This is a genomic window from Streptomyces sp. NBC_01288 (genome assembly GCF_035982055.1).
Classification (GTDB): domain Bacteria; phylum Actinomycetota; class Actinomycetes; order Streptomycetales; family Streptomycetaceae; genus Streptomyces.
On the sequence record NZ_CP108427.1, the window covers coordinates 1,608,019 to 1,624,110 of the forward strand.

9 protein-coding genes are annotated in these 16,092 nt (G+C 71.1%); 6 read left to right on the forward strand and 3 right to left on the reverse strand.

The features are described from left to right. Nucleotides 1-10: 10 nt before the first annotated feature. Nucleotides 11-1,456 carry a ferredoxin reductase family protein gene (locus tag OG194_RS07180; RefSeq protein ID WP_327400002.1) on the reverse strand — a complete coding sequence of 482 codons (1,446 nt, stop codon included), beginning with the start codon at nt 1,454-1,456 and terminating at the stop codon, nt 11-13. A gap of 290 nt (nt 1,457-1,746) precedes the next feature. Here OG194_RS07180 and OG194_RS07185 point away from each other — a divergent pair, with 290 nt between their 5' ends. Further along, nucleotides 1,747-2,442 carry a response regulator transcription factor gene (locus OG194_RS07185; protein WP_327400003.1) on the forward strand — a complete coding sequence of 232 codons (696 nt, stop codon included), beginning with the start codon at nt 1,747-1,749 and terminating at the stop codon, nt 2,440-2,442. A gap of 930 nt (nt 2,443-3,372) precedes the next feature. Continuing rightward, nucleotides 3,373-4,767, forward strand: a complete 1,395-nt coding sequence (locus OG194_RS07190) for a HAMP domain-containing sensor histidine kinase (protein ID WP_327400004.1) — start codon at nt 3,373-3,375, stop codon at nt 4,765-4,767. A 110-nt stretch (nt 4,768-4,877) separates the two neighbouring features. Here the strand turns inward: OG194_RS07190 and OG194_RS07195 are convergent, their stop codons facing one another. After that, on the reverse strand, nt 4,878-7,559 hold the full coding sequence (locus OG194_RS07195; RefSeq protein WP_327400005.1) for an FAD/NAD(P)-binding protein: 2,682 nt from the start codon (nt 7,557-7,559) through the stop codon (nt 4,878-4,880). A 341-nt stretch (nt 7,560-7,900) separates the two neighbouring features. Between OG194_RS07195 and OG194_RS07200 the strand changes: the two genes are divergently transcribed. The 3 genes from OG194_RS07200 to OG194_RS07210 all read left to right on the forward strand — a co-directional run bounded on the left by OG194_RS07200 (nt 7,901) and on the right by OG194_RS07210 (nt 12,878). Beyond that, on the forward strand, nt 7,901-9,145 hold the full coding sequence (locus OG194_RS07200; RefSeq protein WP_327400006.1) for a L,D-transpeptidase: 1,245 nt from the start codon (nt 7,901-7,903) through the stop codon (nt 9,143-9,145). A 475-nt stretch (nt 9,146-9,620) separates the two neighbouring features. Beyond that, nucleotides 9,621-10,826, forward strand: coding sequence for an IS110 family transposase (locus OG194_RS07205; protein WP_327400007.1), 1,206 nt, complete (start codon nt 9,621-9,623; stop codon nt 10,824-10,826). A 648-nt stretch (nt 10,827-11,474) separates the two neighbouring features. Then, nucleotides 11,475-12,878, forward strand: coding sequence for a glycoside hydrolase family 16 protein (locus OG194_RS07210; RefSeq protein ID WP_327400008.1), 1,404 nt, complete (start codon nt 11,475-11,477; stop codon nt 12,876-12,878). 82 nt (nt 12,879-12,960) lie between these two features. Here OG194_RS07210 and OG194_RS07215 read toward each other — a convergent pair whose 3' ends face one another. Beyond that, complete coding sequence (locus OG194_RS07215; protein WP_327400009.1) at nt 12,961-13,860, reverse strand: helix-turn-helix domain-containing protein; 900 nt, start codon at nt 13,858-13,860, stop codon at nt 12,961-12,963. A 146-nt stretch (nt 13,861-14,006) separates the two neighbouring features. Here OG194_RS07215 and tkt point away from each other — a divergent pair, with 146 nt between their 5' ends. Next, the gene (gene tkt, locus OG194_RS07220; RefSeq protein WP_327400010.1) at nt 14,007-16,082 is read left to right on the forward strand and encodes a transketolase; all 2,076 of its coding nucleotides are present in this window, start codon (nt 14,007-14,009) and stop codon (nt 16,080-16,082) included. Nucleotides 16,083-16,092 lie beyond the last annotated feature (10 nt).

The following is a 16,092-nucleotide window of genomic DNA, read 5'->3' on the forward strand; positions in this document are numbered from 1 at the left end:
TGGGGTGCCGCTACCAGGCGAACTCTTCGGTGTGCACGCTGTCGCGGTGGGCGCCGGCGCCCCGGGCGGCCTTGCGGACGGCGGTGATCCAGGTGGGCGGGCCGCAGACGTAGACGTCCCGGCGGGCGATGTCGGGGACGAGGCCCTTGAGGACCTGGACGTCGTCGTCGAGGCGGACGGGGCCGGTGGCCTGCCCGGGTGTGCCGTCGCGGTGCGCGGAACCCGCGGCCTGCCACGACGTGTCGGCGCGGCGCGGGCCCGGGAGGAGGATCAGCTCGACGCCTCGGTGGGTGGCGATGGTGCGGAGTTCGTCGGCGAACACGGCGTGCTCGTCCTCGCCGTAGCGATAGATGAGGGTGGCCTCGCCGGGGGCGTAGGGGGCGTCTTCGAGCAGGGCCCGCATGGGGGTGATGCCGATTCCGGCGGCCATGAAGAGCATGCCGGGCCGGGTGCGGTGGCGGGCGGTGAGGGTGCCGTAGGGGCCCTCGATCAGGGCGCGGGTGCCGGGGGTGAGGCGGGCGGCGCGTTCGCTGCCGTCGCCCGCGGACTTGATGGTGATGCGCAACCGGTCGGGGGTGGGGGCGGCGGAGAGGGTGTACGGGTTGCCGCGGGACCAGCCGGGGCCGTCGAGGAAGCGCCAGACGAAGAACTGGCCGGAGGCGGTCCGCATCCTGTCCAGGCGGTGGCCCTTGAAGGTGATCGACACCGTGCCGGGCGCTTCGGTGACCACGGACTCGACGCGCAGGCGGTGGTAGAGGGAACGCCAGGCGGGCAGGGCGACGCGGTAGAGGAGGGTGGCGGCGAACGCGAAGCCGTACAGGCACCACCAGTAGACGCGGGTCCAGGTCTCGTGGAAGTCGGCGCCGTCGGTGAAGGTGTGCGGGAAGGTGGCCGCGATGCCGGCGTAGGAGTAGAGGTGCAGCAGGTGCCAGGACTCGTAGCGCAGTCGGCGGCGGGCCGCGCGGATCGAGGTGACCACGACCATGATCAGCAGGGCGGTCCCGACGGTGGCGAACAGCATCCATGAGTCGGTGATGAACAGGCGGAGGAGTGCGTCCGGTATCGCCGTGGGTTCGCGGGTGGACCGTTCCAAGGCGAACAGGGTGACGTGGGCCGTCATCAGCCAGAACGAGGCGAAGCCGATCAGACGGTGCCGGCGGGTGAGCAGGTCGTGGCCCCAGGACCGTTCCACCCAGGGGATCCGGGCGAGGAGGACGACCTGGAGGATCATCAGGTCGGAGGCCAGCAGGCCGGCGAGCAGGCCGAGGGAGCCGGTCGCCCGGTCGGAGGCGGTCAGGCTGAGTGGACCGCCCTGGTTCATCACCCACAGGGCCACGACCGCGACCACGGACAGGATCGCCAGCGCGCCGAGCGGGTCTGCGAGCGTGAAGCGCCCCCGGCGGGGCGGGGCGGGCGGGGTGCGTTGCCCGCGGGGCAGCTCGGTGGACAGAGTCATCGGCGGGCTTCCTTCGTCGCGAGGTCAAGGCATGCCCCTTGGGGAGGGCGTGTCCCCACCCTTGCGACGCTCTTTGTGGCCGCTCTAAGAAACTCGGCGGTCGGGAGCGGCGAGCGCCCCGCTGACCTGTGTCGATACCGGCTCGGTGGGAGGAGTGGCCCGCGTGGTTCTTAGACTTCTTTGTCGTTCACCGCCGATCCTTGAGGTAGCTGATCCTTGAGACAGCTGGTCCTTGAGGCAGGCGACGGTGCCCGTTCCCGCGGGCGCCGGTGAGGAAGTCGAGGTGCTGCATGGCGGCGGTGAGCCGGAAGCCGGAGGTGCTGGTGGTGGACGACGACCCCGGCGTGCGCGCGGCCCTGGACCTGGGGCTCGGTCTTGAGGGCTTCACGGTCCGGCTGGCCGAGGACGGCGAGACGGCACTCGACGAGGTCGCCGGCCGGCCACCGTCCGTGATCGTCCTGGACGTGACGATGCCGGGCCTGTCCGGGGTCGAGGTCGTCCGCGCCCTGCGCGCCCAGGGCCGGATCCTTCCCGTGTGCATGCTCTCCGCCCGCGACGAGGTCGACGACCGGGTCGCGGGGCTCGCGGCGGGCGCGGACGACTACGTCGTAAAACCGTTCTCCATCGGGGAATTGTCCGCGCGGCTGCACGCGATGGTCCGGCTGCACGAGTCGACGACCGAGCGGTCCCTGGTCGTCGGCGACGTCGCGATCGAGCCCGCCCGCCGCGTGGCCTCCCGGGCAGGACGCGAACTCCGGCTGACCTCCCGCGAGTTCGACCTGCTGCTCGCCCTCGCCCACCGCCCCGGCCAAGTCCTGTCCCGGGCCCAGCTGTTGGAGCAGGTCTGGGGCTACACCTGGGACGTCGACACCAACGTGGTGGACGTGTTCATCGGCTACCTCCGCAAGAAACTGGAGGCCGACGGCGGCCCCCGAGTACTGCGAACCGTCCGCGGCATCGGCTTCGTCCTGCGAACCGGTCCGTGAGGGGGCTACGGCGCGGCCTGCGCTCCCCGGTCATCGCCGCTGCCGGTCCCGCGTACCGGTCCATGGGGTCGCTGCCGCGGGGTCTGCGTGCCGGGATCACGGCCGCGGTCGGTCCTGCGCACCGGCTCGCGAGGAGGTTGCCTCGGGGTCCGCGCGCCCGGAACACGGCCGCTGCGGGTCCTGCCCACCCGGCCCGTGAGGTCGTTGCCCCGCCGTCCAGCCTCCCGGAACACGGCCACGGCCGGAGCCGCCCGACCGGCCCCGGCATCGCTGCCGCCCAGCCCGCGCCCCCGCATCACACCCGCCGTCCGCCTTTGGACCGGTCCACGACATGGCCGCCACGCGGTGCGCTCCCCGAACACGGCCCCCACGATCAGCCCTGCGCACCGGCCCATGAGACGGTTGCCGCGCGGTCCACGCCCCCGGATCACGGCCACGGCAGGTCCCGCATTCCCGGCCCTGGTACGGCGACCGTGCAGCCCCCGCGCCCGCATCACACCCGACGTCACCCCTTGGACCGCTCCATGACCTGGCTCCCGCGCGGCCTGTGCTCCCCGATCACAACCTCAGCCTCGCCCCGCCCCGCGTACCGGACCATGAGGCGGCTGCCCCTCGGTCCACGCCCCCGGATCACGGCCATGGCCGGTCCCGCATTCCCGGCCCTGGTACGGCTACCGTGCAGCCCGCGCGCCCGCACCACACCCGACGTCACCCCTCGGACCACCCCATGACCTGGCTCCCGCGCGGCCTGTGCTCCCCGATCGCGACCTCGACCTCGACCCGCCCTGCGTACCGAACCATGAGGCGGCTGCCCCTCGGTCCACGCCCCCGGATCACGGCCACGGCCGGTCCCGCCCGACCGGCCCCGGCATGGCTGCCGCCCAGCCCGCACCCCCGCATCACACCCGCCGTCGCCCTTCGGACCAGCCCATGACCTGGCTACCGCGCAGCCTCCGCTCCCGGATCACCGCCGCTGTCGTGCTCCTGGTGACCGTCGTGGTCGGGCTTGCCGGGCTGGTCATCGTTGCGCGGATCGATCATCGCGACCGTACGGACGTCGATCGTCAACTCGCCGCGCGCGTCGAGAAGGGGGACCAGGACGCCGACAAACTCCGCGACCAGGGCGACCATCCGAGCGGTGACGGGGAGGACAGCGACGACTACGGCGGGCTGCTCGCCGGCAGTCAGAGTCTGGTGCGGCTCGTCTCCGGCGGGAAGGTGATCGCGCAGCACGGTGAGACGCCGACCGCCCCGCTCCCGGTGCCGACCCGCGACGGGTACCGCACGATCGACACCGAGGGGCAGACCTGGCGTTCGCTCACCCGGTCGCTGAGCACCACCGGCGAGCGGCTCGAAGTGCTCCAGGACATCGACCCCATCGAACGGCGGCTCGCGGACAACACCGTGATCGTCGCCGCCGTCACGCTCCTCGCCGCCCTCGCCACGGCCGGCGGCGTCTGGCTGCTCACCCGGATCATCCTCCAGCCGCTCGAACGGCTGCGGACCGGCGCCCTCGCGATCAGCGCGAACACGGCCGGGCCCCAACTCCCCGCCGTCACACGCCCGCAGGAGGTCGCGGACCTCTCCCACGCGCTGAACAGCATGCTGGACCAGCTGCGCGTCAGCATGGACTCCACCCGCCGTTTCACCGCCGACGCGGGCCACGAACTCCGCACCCCGCTCACCAGTCTCGGGGTCACCCTGGAGACCCTCCAGCGCAACCCCGACCTCCCCGCACCCCAACGGGCCCGCGCCCTGGAGGCGATGAGCGCGGAGCACCGCCGTATCACCGCCCTCCTCACGGGACTTCAGACCCTGGCCCGCGGCGACGCCCACGCCCTGCCCGAACGCACCCCGGTCGTCCTGAGCGAACTCCTCGACGAGGCCGTCGCCCACGCGGCACACCGCCACCCCACGACCACCTACCGGCTGACAGCCAACTCCCCCGCGACCGTGGACGGTTGGCCCGTCGGCCTACGCCTGGCCGTCGACAACCTCCTCGACAACGCGGCCCTCCACGGTCGCCCCGAAGGCACGGTGGACGTCCGGCTCAGCGAGGTTGCGGGCGCGGTCCGGATCACCGTCGGCGACGACGGCCCCGGCATCCCCGCCGCCCAACGGCAGGCCATGAAGGCCCGGTTCACCCGCGGCACCCGCACCCGCTCCCCCGGCTCCGGCCTCGGCCTCGCCCTCGTCGACCAACAGGCCCACCTCCACCACGGCACCCTCCACCTCGACACCACCCCCACCGGAGGCCTGGAGGCCACCCTCGACCTCCCCTCGACACCCGACGACGAGCCCCGCGAACGGCCCACTCCCGACTGACGAACGGCACCCCAAACGGACGCGGGCCTACGACAGGACACGCACCAACTCCCCCTCGTCCCACCCCGTTTCACCCGAGCAACCCCGATCGGCATCCACCCCTGCTCGACTCACCCGGGCAACCCCGCCAACATCCGCCGATCCCGAGGCGCCGCCTTCCGGTCCAACCGTGCGTCCAGCAGCCGGCGTGCCGCGTCGCACCGCCCCGCCGACACCAGCGCGTACAGCAACGTCTCCTCCACGACCTCGCGTTGGGCCGCGCTGCCGCCCACCCTGCGCAGGACCGGCAACAACGCGTCGAGGCCGTGGGCGGCTTCGTGGAAGCGGTGTTCGACGAGGGCGGCGAAGGCGTCGCAGAGCGGGGCGATGACCTCACACTGCACCGGGTCGGCGCCCGCCGCGTGGTCGCGCAGCCGGCGCAGGGCCGGGAGGTCTCCGACCGCCGTCAGAGCCACCGCCACGTGCAGGGCGGTGAACGCCGTCGCCGGTCGCTCCAGCACCTCGCAGGCCACGGTGTCCAGGACGTCCGAAGTCGGCAGCTCCCCCTGCCAGTTGCCGCTGAGCCGGGCCCGCCACAGCAGTGACCCCGAGTCGACCAGCGCGCGCACCCCGGTCACCCGCCCGGGCGCCAACTGTGCGAACCAGCGCCTGCGTACGGCGGCGGGGTCGTCCAACGCCAGTTCGTGCAGGGCGATGTGCCAGGAGAAGTGGGCCCGGTGGACGGCACCCCGGCCCTGCCCGGAGACCCAGCGGTCCAGCCAGTCCCGGCCCGCCTCGTGGGCGCCGGTCTCGTAGTGGACGTGGGCCAGCGCGTGCACGGCGTGACCGGACGCTGGCTCAACTCCCAGGGCGCGGTGGGCGAGTTCACCGGCCTCGTGCAGCCGGCCCTGCTCCTGGCGCAGGAACGCGAGCAGCGAGGTGTGGAACCAGTGCCCGTCATAGGCGGGGGACGTCCGTTCGACCAGCCGTAGCGCGTAGTCGTCGTCCAGGTCGGTGACGCCGGAGAAGGCGATGGTGGGTACGGCGGCGGCCAGGGCGAGCGCGTCGGCGGGGTGGGTGTCGAGGTGGCGCATCAACGCCCCGTCCCCGTCGGCGGATTGGACGCGCCGCGTGATCACGTCCACGAAGGAGCGTTCGCGTTCGTCGGCCCGTTCGTGTGCGCAGCGCTGGGCGTCCGCGAGCGCCCGGGGTACGTCCACCGCGGCTCCGCACTCGTGGCCGAGCAGGGCCAACGCCGCGTGGCCCAGGGCGAATCCGGGATCCAGGGCGACCGCACGGGCGAAGGCGTCCTCGGCGCCGGCCCGGACCTTGAGGACCCGGTCGAGTCCGTTGCGGTAGGCGGTGGCGGCCTCGGCGTGGGTGGAGAGCGGGAGGCCGAGTCCGTCGACCGGCCTGCGGCGGGCTGTGCAGCGGGCCGGGGGCGCCAGCAACTGCTGGGCCAACGCGGCAGCCTGGACCCGGATCTCGGGGATCGCCGTGGTCTCCCACAACTCGCCGCGCCTCGGGGCGCCGAGCGTGAACAGCGGTCGTGCGGAACCGCCTTGGGCGTCGAGGAGGCGTCCGTCACGCGTGGCGACGCCCATGCCCAGCGGTCCGGGCACCGCCGTACCGGCCTCGAACAGCCCACGCCACAGCGGGTCTTCGAGCCGCTGCCCGGGTCCCGTGCAGTCGATCACCCAACCCACGCGCAGCGTACGGCCGTTGGAGAGCGCGACAGCCAACTGCCCGCTGGACTCCACCACATCGGTGATCGTGCCCGCGTGGACCTGAAGGCGGCGTGCGGTGCGGGCCCGGGTGACGTACTCGGCGGTGGTGGGGGCCATGCGGTGGCGGTGGGTGTTCCAGAGGGCGCCCTCACCCGCGAGGAACTCCCCGCGTTCTTCGGGGGTGAGGCTGCGCCAGAGTCGCGCGGTGTGCGGGCGCAGGCTGTCCAGGGCGGGGCGCCAGTCGCCGTGGGTGCGGACCGAGCGGCCGACGTGCCGGTAGACGGTTCGGCGCAGTGCGCTCAGGGTCAGATCGCGGGGCCAGCTCGGCGCCTCCATCGCGCCGGCCGGTCCCAACGCGTGCGGCTGGGGCAGGAGTCCGTTGCGGGAGACGGCGTGGACCGTGCGTTCGGGGCGGTCGAGGGCGAGGGCGAGGTCCACGGCGGTCAGGCCCGTGCCGACGAGAAGGATGTCGGCAGTGCCCTCGCGCAGGGTGTCCAACGCACCGGGATTCCAGGGCGAGTTGACGAAGCGGGGCGAGGTGCGCAGCGCGGTCGGTGCCCAGGCGGCCGTAGGAGCGGCGGGGCCGGTGGCCAGGACCGCGCTGTCGGCGGTGAGGAGTCCCCCGTCGGCGAGGTGGAGTTCCACCGGGCCGGCCGGGCCTTCAGTGCCCTCGGCGGCGCCGGTGCAGCTCTCCGCGCGGGTGCGCAGCCGGCGTACGGAGACCGTGCCGTGGGAGCGGACGACGGCCTGGGCGAGGGTGTCGGCGAGGTAGGCGCCGTAGCGGTAGCGGGTGGCGAAGTCGGCGGCGCTGACGGTGGGTTCGCCGTGGCGGCAGAGCCAGCGGGTGAAGTGGCCGGGGTCGTCGGGGTAGCAACTCATGCCGCCCGCCTGGACGTTGAGCCGGTGGCGTGGATCGGGTGTGGCGTAGGCGGTGCCGCGGCCGGCTTCCGGGGCCGGGTCGACCAGCACCAGGTCGAGGAGGGTCCGGCGGCGGGTGGCGGTCTCGCAGAGCTGGACGGCGGTCAGGGTGCCTGCCGCGCCCGCTCCGACGATCGCCACGGTGGGCCGCTTGCGGACTTCGGTCACGAGTACCTCCGGCGTGGTCTGCCGCGGAGCCGTCGAAACGGAACTCCGCCTTCAGTTCCTTTCTCACTATTCCGACCGGGTAGGTGGGGAAGCCATGGCGGGACGGGGATCTCACCGGATACTCAGGGCACCGGTCGGCGCCTTCATACTCTGTTCACACTCGGGAAGCGTCCGGCAACCGTGGTTTCAGGACTTCTTTCAGGCTCTCTTCACAGGAATCTCAGGTGGAGCTCCTGGGATTCAAAGATTCAACCCATGGAAGTGGCGCAGGATGCAACGGCACTGGTGATCTCGTCGCGTACGGCCAGGGGGTGTGCGCGACATGCGGAGGAAGGCCTGCCGTGGGCGTGTCGCACATATCCAACCGGTCCGAGAAGCAGTCGGAGAGGTGGTCCCGTCGTGGGGTCCTCACCGTGCTCGGGGTGGTGCCGGCCGCTGTCCTGACCGGTTGCAGCGGTTCGGCGGGGGCCGCGGAGAGCTCGTCGTCCGGTGGTTCGTCGGCGACCGCGTCCGTGAAGGCCGCGAAGGCGCCGACCGTCACGGTCCTGCCCGCGGACGGCACCAAGAAGGCCGACTTCACCACCCCGGTCACGGTCAGCGTGACCGACGGCACGCTCGCCACGGTGAAGGTGACCGGCAACGACGGCTCCACGCTGGCCGGGACGTTCAACGACGCCAAGACGAAATGGACGTCCGCGAAGAACCCGTACTCGGGCACGAAGTACACGGTCGCGGCGCAGGCGCAGGGCGCCGCCGCCAAGACGGTGACCTTCACCACGAAGTCGCCCGGCGAGACCTTCGTCGGCTACTTCACCCCCGAAGCGAACTCCACCTCCGGCGTCGGCATGCCCGTGTCGATCAACTTCACGCACGCGGTAAAGGACCGGTCCACTGTCCAGAAGGCGATCACGGTCACCGCCGAACCCGCCGTCGAGGTCGTCGGACACTGGTTCAGCGACACCCGGCTCGACTTCCGCCCCGAGACGTACTGGGCGGCCGGCACAAAGATCACGCTCAGCCTCCGCCTGAAGGACATCGAGGGGCAAGACGGCATCTACGGCGTCCAGTCCAAGGACGTCACCTTCGACATCGGCCGCGAGCAGATCAGCACGGTCGACCTGTCCAGCAAGGAGATGACCGTCAAGCGGGACGGCAAGACCCTCGCGACCTATCCGGTCAGCGGCGGCAACGCCCAGCACACCACCTGGTCCGGGATCATGGTGATCAGCGAGCGGTTCAAGCAGACCCGCATGGAGTCCTCGACCGTCGGGCTCGGCGACGAGTACGACATCTCCGACGTCCCGCACGCCCAGCGCCTCACCACCTCCGGCACCTTCGTACACGGCAACTACTGGGCGTCCACCTCGGTCTTCGGCAACGAGAACACCAGCCACGGTTGCGTCGGCCTGCACGACGCGAAGGGCGCCAACGACACCTCGGTGCCGGGCTACAAGTTCTACGACAGCTCGATGCTCGGCGACGTCGTCATCGTGAAGAACTCCGGCGACAAGACCGTGGCGGCGGACAACGGCCTCAACGGCTGGAACCTGTCCTGGGCGGACTGGAAGGCGGGGAGCGCGGCCTAGACGTCGGTGCGCGCTGCCTCCTGGACACTCCAGGCGGGTGCCCTCTGCCTCCTGGAACGGTCCAGCCCCGACGCGCTCACGCCAGGGCCACCGCTGACCCCTGGCGCGATCCGGACGACGCGCCCTGGCCCCCGGCGCGGTCCAGCCCCGGCAGCACCCATTCTGGAACGGTCCAGCCCCGACGCAATCCGGCCCGGGCCACCGCCGACCGTGGCGCGGTCCGGGCCCGACATGCTCTGCCCCCGTTACCTTCTAGACGGCCCCGATCTTGGGGCTCCCGGCCTTCTGGCCCGGCATGACTTTTGCCCCCTGTCGACCATGACCCGGGGGGTGGTGTCACCGGGTCGGGAGGCGCCGGTAGATCGCTAATAGGGGCAGGAGCGCCGGTCCGCCGGCAACGCTCTTCGTAACGTGGTTGCCGGATGTCGGCGCCGTGCCTTGGCCGGGAAGACAAGACCCTCCCAGGAGGAGTGAAGTGATCGACATCCGCGACGTGGCCGTCTTCCTCGGCCTCGACGTCGGCAAGGGCGAACACCACGCCACCGGCCTCATGCCGGACGGTAGGAGCGTCGTCGACAAGCCGCTGCCGAACAGCGAGCCGAAGATGCGGGCCATGCTCGACAAGCTCACGGCCAAGTACGGCCGGGTCCTGGTCGTCGTGGACCAGCCCGCCTCGATCGGTGCTCTGCCACTGGCCGTCGCCCGCGACGCGGGCTGCGAGGTGGCGTATCTGCCGGGCCTGACGATGCGGCGGATCGCGGACCTCTATCCCGGTGAGGGCAAGACCGACGCCCGCGACGCGGCGATCATTGCGGACGCCGCCCGGACCATGCCGCACACGCTCCGCTCGATCGAGCTGGACGACGAGACTGTCGCCGAACTCCACATGATCGTCGGGTTCGACGACGACCTCGCGGGCGAGGTCACCCGGGTCGCGAACCGGCTCCGCGGCCTGCTCACCCAGATCCACCCGCACCTCGAACGGGTCCTGGGGCCACGCATCCAGCACCCGGCCGTGCTCACGCTGCTGGAACAGTTCGGCTCGCCCAAGGCGATCCGCAAGGCCGGACGACGGCGCCTGATCACGCTGCTGCGGCCGAAGGCGCCCAGGATGGCCGAGCGGCTGGTCGAGGACATCTTCACCGCACTCGACGAGCAGACCGTCGTCGTCACGGGGACCGACGCGGCCGCGGTGATCGTGCCCAAGCTCGCGAAGAACCTGGCCGGCCTGCTCGACCAGCGCAAGGAACTGGCCTCGGACATCGAGGAGTTGCTCAAGTCGCACCCTCTTTCCGAGCTCCTGACGTCGATGCCGGGGATAGGCGCCAGGACCGGAGCCAGGATCCTCATCGACGTCGGTGACGGCACCGCCTTCCCGACCGCAGGCCACCTCGCCGCCTATGCCGGGCTCGCTCCGGTGACCAGGCGGTCGGGGTCCTCGATCCGCGGCGAGAGCCCGTCCCGCAGAGGCAACAAGCACCTGAAACGGGCCTTCTTCCTCGCCGCGTTCGCCTCGCTGTCCGACCCGGCCTCCCGGGCCTACTACGAGCGGAAGAAGGCCGAGGGCAAGCGGCACAAGCAGGCCCTGATGTGTCTCGCACGCCGCCGCGTCGACGTGCTCTTCGCGATGCTCCGCGACGGGACGTTCTTCGAACCTCAAGCCGTCCCCCAAGCCGCCTGAAACATCACCAATCAACCGACCCGCCCCTTGACGAAAGAGATAGGGGCACCCCCTGGAACGGTCCGGCCCCGGCGCGCTGCGGCCCGGGCCACCCCTGACCCCTGGCGCGATCCGGACCCAACGTGCTCTGCCCCTGGAACGGTCCAGACCCGGCGGCGCCTTCCGACCCCGGCTGAGCCGAGCAGCGCGCCCCGGTACCGACAGCGCCTTGCAATCCCGGCGACGCCCTCCGGTCCCGGCACCCTTGGTCCGCGCGGCACGGTCTGTCCCGGCGGCACACTCCTGCCCCCCACGGCGCCTCTGGTCCGGCAGCGCCTTCCAGCTCCCGGCCCGGCGCGTACCTATCCCGGACGCGCCCTCTGGTCCCGGCCGCGCGCACCGATCCCGGCGCACACCGACCCCCGCTGCCCCTCCGATCCCAACCGCACCCCCCGCCACCCACACCGACCCCCGCCGATGACACCCCTCGGAAACCTCCCCATTCACCGCATTCACCCCCTGAACTCCCGCCCCCCGAAAGGACTTTCCCGGCTTCACCTCTTGACGCCCGGAGTGGCTGAGAGCACATTGACCGCGCACCCCACTGGGTGAGAGCGCTCTCAGGCAGCCACGGCACCCGCACCCCCACTCCGTATCCGAGAGGCACCGATGAGTGAACCCTCCGGCACGCAGCGCAGACCCCGTCCTCTACGGCGTGTCCTGATCGCCGTCCTCAGCACCCTCGGCCTGGCGGCCGCCACCGCCACGGCCTTCACCCTGCCCGCGAACGCGTCCGCGCCCACGCCCCCGTCGGGCTGGACGCAGGTCTTCCTGGACGACTTCAACGGCTCCGCGGGCACCGGCGTCTCCACCGCCAACTGGCAGTACGACACCGGGACTTCGTACCCGGGCGGGGCCGCCAACTGGGGCACCGGCGAGGTCGAGGCGATGACCTCCTCCACCAACAACGTGGCGCTCGACGGCAACGGCAACCTGCTGATCACCCCGCGCCGGGACGCATCCGGCAACTGGACCTCGGGCCGGATCGAGACCAACCGCACCGACTTCCAGCCGCCCGCCGACGGGAAGCTCCGGGTCGAGGCCCGTATCCAACTCCCCAACGTCACCGGCTCGTCGGCGCTCGGCTACTGGCCCGCGTTCTGGATGCTGGGCGCGCCGTATCGGGGGAACTACCAGAACTGGCCCAGCGTGGGCGAGTTGGACATCATGGAGAACGTCCAGGGTCTCAACACCGACTGGTCCACGGTGCATTGCGGAACCAGCCCGGGCGGTCCGTGCAACGAGACGACCGGCATCGGCGGTTCGACGGCGTGCACGGGAACGACCTGCCAGGCGGGCTTCCACACGTACGCGATGGAGTGGGACCGGTCCACGAGCCCCGAGCAGATCCGCTACTACCTCGACGGCGTCAACTTCGAGACGGTGAACTCCAGTCAGGTCGACGCGACGACCTGGGCCAACGCTACGAACCACGGCTTCTTCATCATCCTGAACGTGGCGATGGGCGGCGGCTTCCCGGACGCGTTCGGCGGCGGCCCCACCAGCGCCACCGACCCGAACCACCCGATGACGGTGGACTACGTCCAGGTGCTCTCGTCCACGGGTAGTGGGAGCGGTACCACGACCCCGCCGACCGGCAACCGTGACGCCTACAGCGCCATCCAGGCCGAGTCCTACGACAGCCAGTCCGGCACCGTCGCCGAGACCACCACGGACACCGGCGGCGGCCAGGACATCGGCACGATAGCCAATGGCGACTGGGCTCTCTACAAGGGCGTCAACTTCGGCTCCACTGCGGCCACCCAGTTCTACGCCCGGGTCGCCAGCGGAGCCGCGAGCGGCGTCAGCGGCCTGGTCCAGGTCCGCCTCGACAGCCCCACCGCGACCCCGGTCGGCAGCTTCGCGCTGGCCGGCACCGGGGGCTGGCAGTCATGGAAGACGGTGCCGGCCAACATCAGCTCGGTCACCGGCACGCATGACGTCTATCTCACCTTCAGCAGTGGCCAGTCGGCGGACTTCGTGAACGTCAACTGGTTCGACTTCGGTCACTGATCCAACTCCCCACGGGAACAAGGGGCTTCACGCGTGCGCGTGGGGCCCCTCCGTCATGTCGCCGTTCAGCGCGTCCCCGCCCTCACCGCAACTCCGCCCGGAACCCCGCCGGCGTCACATCCGTGTGCTGCTGGAAGAACTTGGAGAAGTTCGCCGCGTCGGGGAATCCAACTGCCGCGCCCACGCGGCCGATCGGCAGGTCCGTGTGGGCCAACAGCCGCTTCGCCTCCAGGACGACACGCTTGTCGATGAAGCCCTTGGGGGTCTCGCCGGTCGCGGCGCGGACCGCGCGGACGAGGGTGCGGCGGGAGTAGCCGAGGGCGTCGGCGTAGGCGCTGACGCTGTGGTTGGTGGCGAAGCCCTTCTCCACGGCGTTCCGGAAGAGGGTGAACGTCGTGTCGGCCTGGCGGGCGGCGTCCTCCGCCGAGCTCGCCGCCAGGTGCGCCAGGCGCAGCAGGAACGCGGTCAGGGAGTGCCGTAGGACCGAGGTGTGCAAGGTGAGCGGGAGGGTCTCGGTGTCCTCGTACTCGCGTTGGAGCTGGGCCAGGGAGGCGCGCAGAGCGGCGAGGCGGGGTTCGTCGGGGTGCAGGACGGGTGGGAGGTCGTAGCGGTAGAGGCCGGTCGCCTCGACCGTGGCGCGGGGGAGGAAGCCGGGCTGCATGGTCAGGACGGTGCCGTGGTACTCGTCGAACCGCGAGAAGCGGTGGACCTGGCCGGGGCGGATCCACAGGACGTCGCCGGCGCCCACCTCGTACTCGGCGAAGTCGATCATGTGGCGGACCGGGCCGCCGGAGAAGAGCATCACCACATGGAAGTCGATGCGGTGGACGCGGTGCAGGGGTGCGTCGGCGTGCCAGGTGTGGTCGGTGCCCATCGGGCCGACCTGCATGCCGACGCCGCAGACACTCAGATCGACAGGGAAGGGAAACGTTCTGATCACGTCGCCGTCACCGCCGACGTCTTGGATAGTTCTGTCCGTCATGTCCTTCTCGTGCCGTCTCAACGCTGCTGCCGGTGTCCCACTTTCACCACAGGCTGGCACACCGGCACCTTCCCTCGTAAAAGTCAGACTTTTAGATTTGAAGACGTCCGAGCAGTTCTTCCGCTCTTACCGAGGACTTCTTGAAGATGAACGCGCACACACCTGACAGCTTCGAGTGGACCGATCTCGATCGCCGCGCCGTCGACACCGCCCGTGTTCTGGCCGCTGACGCGGTCCAGAAGGTCGGCAACGGCCATCCCGGCACCGCGATGGCCCTGGCTCCCGCCGCGTACACGATCTTTCAGAAGGTGATGCGTCACGACCCCGCGGATCCCGAGTGGACCGGTCGTGACCGCTTCGTCCTCTCCCCCGGCCACACCTCGCTGACGCTGTACACGCAGTTGTACCTCGCCGGGTACGAGCTGGAGCTGGACGACCTGAAGGCGTTCCGGACACACGGCTCGAAGACGCCTGGTCACCCCGAGTACGGGCACACGGCCGGTGTGGAGACCACGACAGGACCGCTCGGACAGGGTGTCGCGAACGCGGTGGGCATGGCGATGGCCGCCCGCTACGAGCGCGGCCTGTTCGACCCCGAGGCGCCAGAGGGCGAGTCGCCCTTCGACCACACCGTCTGGGCGATCGTCTCCGACGGCGACCTGGAGGAGGGCATCTCCGCCGAGGCCTCCTCCCTCGCCGGCCACCAGCAGCTCGGCAACCTCGTCTTCGTCTACGACGACAACCACATCTCCATCGAGGGCGACACCGCGACCGCCTTCTCCGAGGACGTCCTGAAGCGCTACGAGGCCTACGGCTGGCACACCCAGCGCATCGAGCCCTCCGCCGACGGCGACATCGACACCCGCGCGCTGTACACGGCGCTGAAGACGGCGCAGGCCGAGACCGGGCGCCCCTCGATCATCGCGATGCGCACGATCATCGCTTGGCCCGCTCCAAACGCCCAGAACACCGAGGCCTCCCACGGCTCCGCGCTCGGCGCCGACGAGATCGCCGCCACTAAGCGCGTCCTCGGCTTCGACCCGGAGCGGTCCTTCGAGGTCGCGGCCGACGTCATCGCGCACAGCCGCCAGGCCCTGGACCGGGGCGCCGAGGCGCACTCCGCCTGGGACAAGCAGCTCGACAAGTGGCGCGGCGCCCAGCCCGAGCGCGCGCAGCTCTTCGACCGGATCGTCGCCGGTCAGCTCCCCGAGGGCTGGGAGGACGCCCTCCCGGTGTTCGAGGCGGGCTCCTCCGTCGCCACCCGCGCCGCGTCCGGCAAGGTGCTCCAGGCACTTGGACCGGTCCTGCCCGAGCTGTGGGGCGGCTCCGCCGACCTCGCGGGCTCGAACAACACCACCATCGACAAGACGTCGTCGTTCCTCCCGAAGGGCAACCCGCTGCCGGAGGCCGACCCGTACGGCCGTACGATCCACTTCGGTATTCGCGAGCATTCGATGGCGGCCGAGATGAACGGCATCGCGCTGCACGGCAACACCCGTGTCTACGGCGGCACCTTCCTGGTGTTCTCCGACTACATGCGCAACGCCGTCCGCCTCTCCGCCCTGATGCAGCTCCCGGTGACGTACGTCTGGACCCACGACTCCATCGGTCTCGGCGAGGACGGCCCCACCCACCAGCCGGTCGAGCACCTCGCCTCGCTGCGCGCCATCCCGGGACTGAACATCGTGCGCCCGGCCGACGCCAACGAGACCTCGATCGCCTGGGCCGAGATCCTCAAGCGGCACGCCACCCACCCCGCCCCGCACGGCCTCGCGCTGACCCGTCAGGGAGTGCCGGTCTACGCGCCCAACTCCGATGCGGCGCGCGGCGGTTACGTCCTCAAGGACTCCTCCACCGAGACCCCGGACGTGGTGCTCATCGCGACCGGTTCCGAGGTCCACCTCGCCGTCGAGGCGCGGGAGCGGCTGGAGGCCGAGGGGGTCGGCACGCGGGTGGTGTCGATGCCGTCCGTGGAGTGGTTCGAGGAGCAGTCGCGCGCGTACCGCGACAGCGTCCTTCCGCCGTCCGTGAAGGCCCGCGTTGCGGTCGAGGCCGGGATCGGTCTCACGTGGTACCGGTTCGTGGGTGACGCAGGACGCATCGTCTCCCTCGAACACTTCGGCGCCTCCGCCGATGCCAAGACCCTGTTCGCCGAGTTCGGTTTCACCGCCGAGAACGTCGCCGCTGCGGCCAAGGAATCCCTTGCCGCCGCGCGCGGTTGATCCGATCGCC

Excerpts from the sequence above, each read along its gene's own strand:
- OG194_RS07190 (WP_327400004.1), top strand. The coding sequence starts at position 3,373 with ATGACCTGGCTACCGCGCAGCCTCCGCTCCCGGATCACCGCCGCTGTC.
- OG194_RS07185 (WP_327400003.1), top strand. The coding sequence starts at position 1,747 with ATGGCGGCGGTGAGCCGGAAGCCGGAGGTGCTGGTGGTGGACGACGAC.
- OG194_RS07215 (WP_327400009.1), bottom strand. The coding sequence starts at position 13,860 with ATGACGGACAGAACTATCCAAGACGTCGGCGGTGACGGCGACGTGATC.
- tkt (WP_327400010.1), top strand. The coding sequence starts at position 14,007 with ATGAACGCGCACACACCTGACAGCTTCGAGTGGACCGATCTCGATCGC.
- OG194_RS07180 (WP_327400002.1), bottom strand. The coding sequence starts at position 1,456 with ATGACTCTGTCCACCGAGCTGCCCCGCGGGCAACGCACCCCGCCCGCC.
- OG194_RS07210 (WP_327400008.1), top strand. The coding sequence starts at position 11,475 with ATGAGTGAACCCTCCGGCACGCAGCGCAGACCCCGTCCTCTACGGCGT.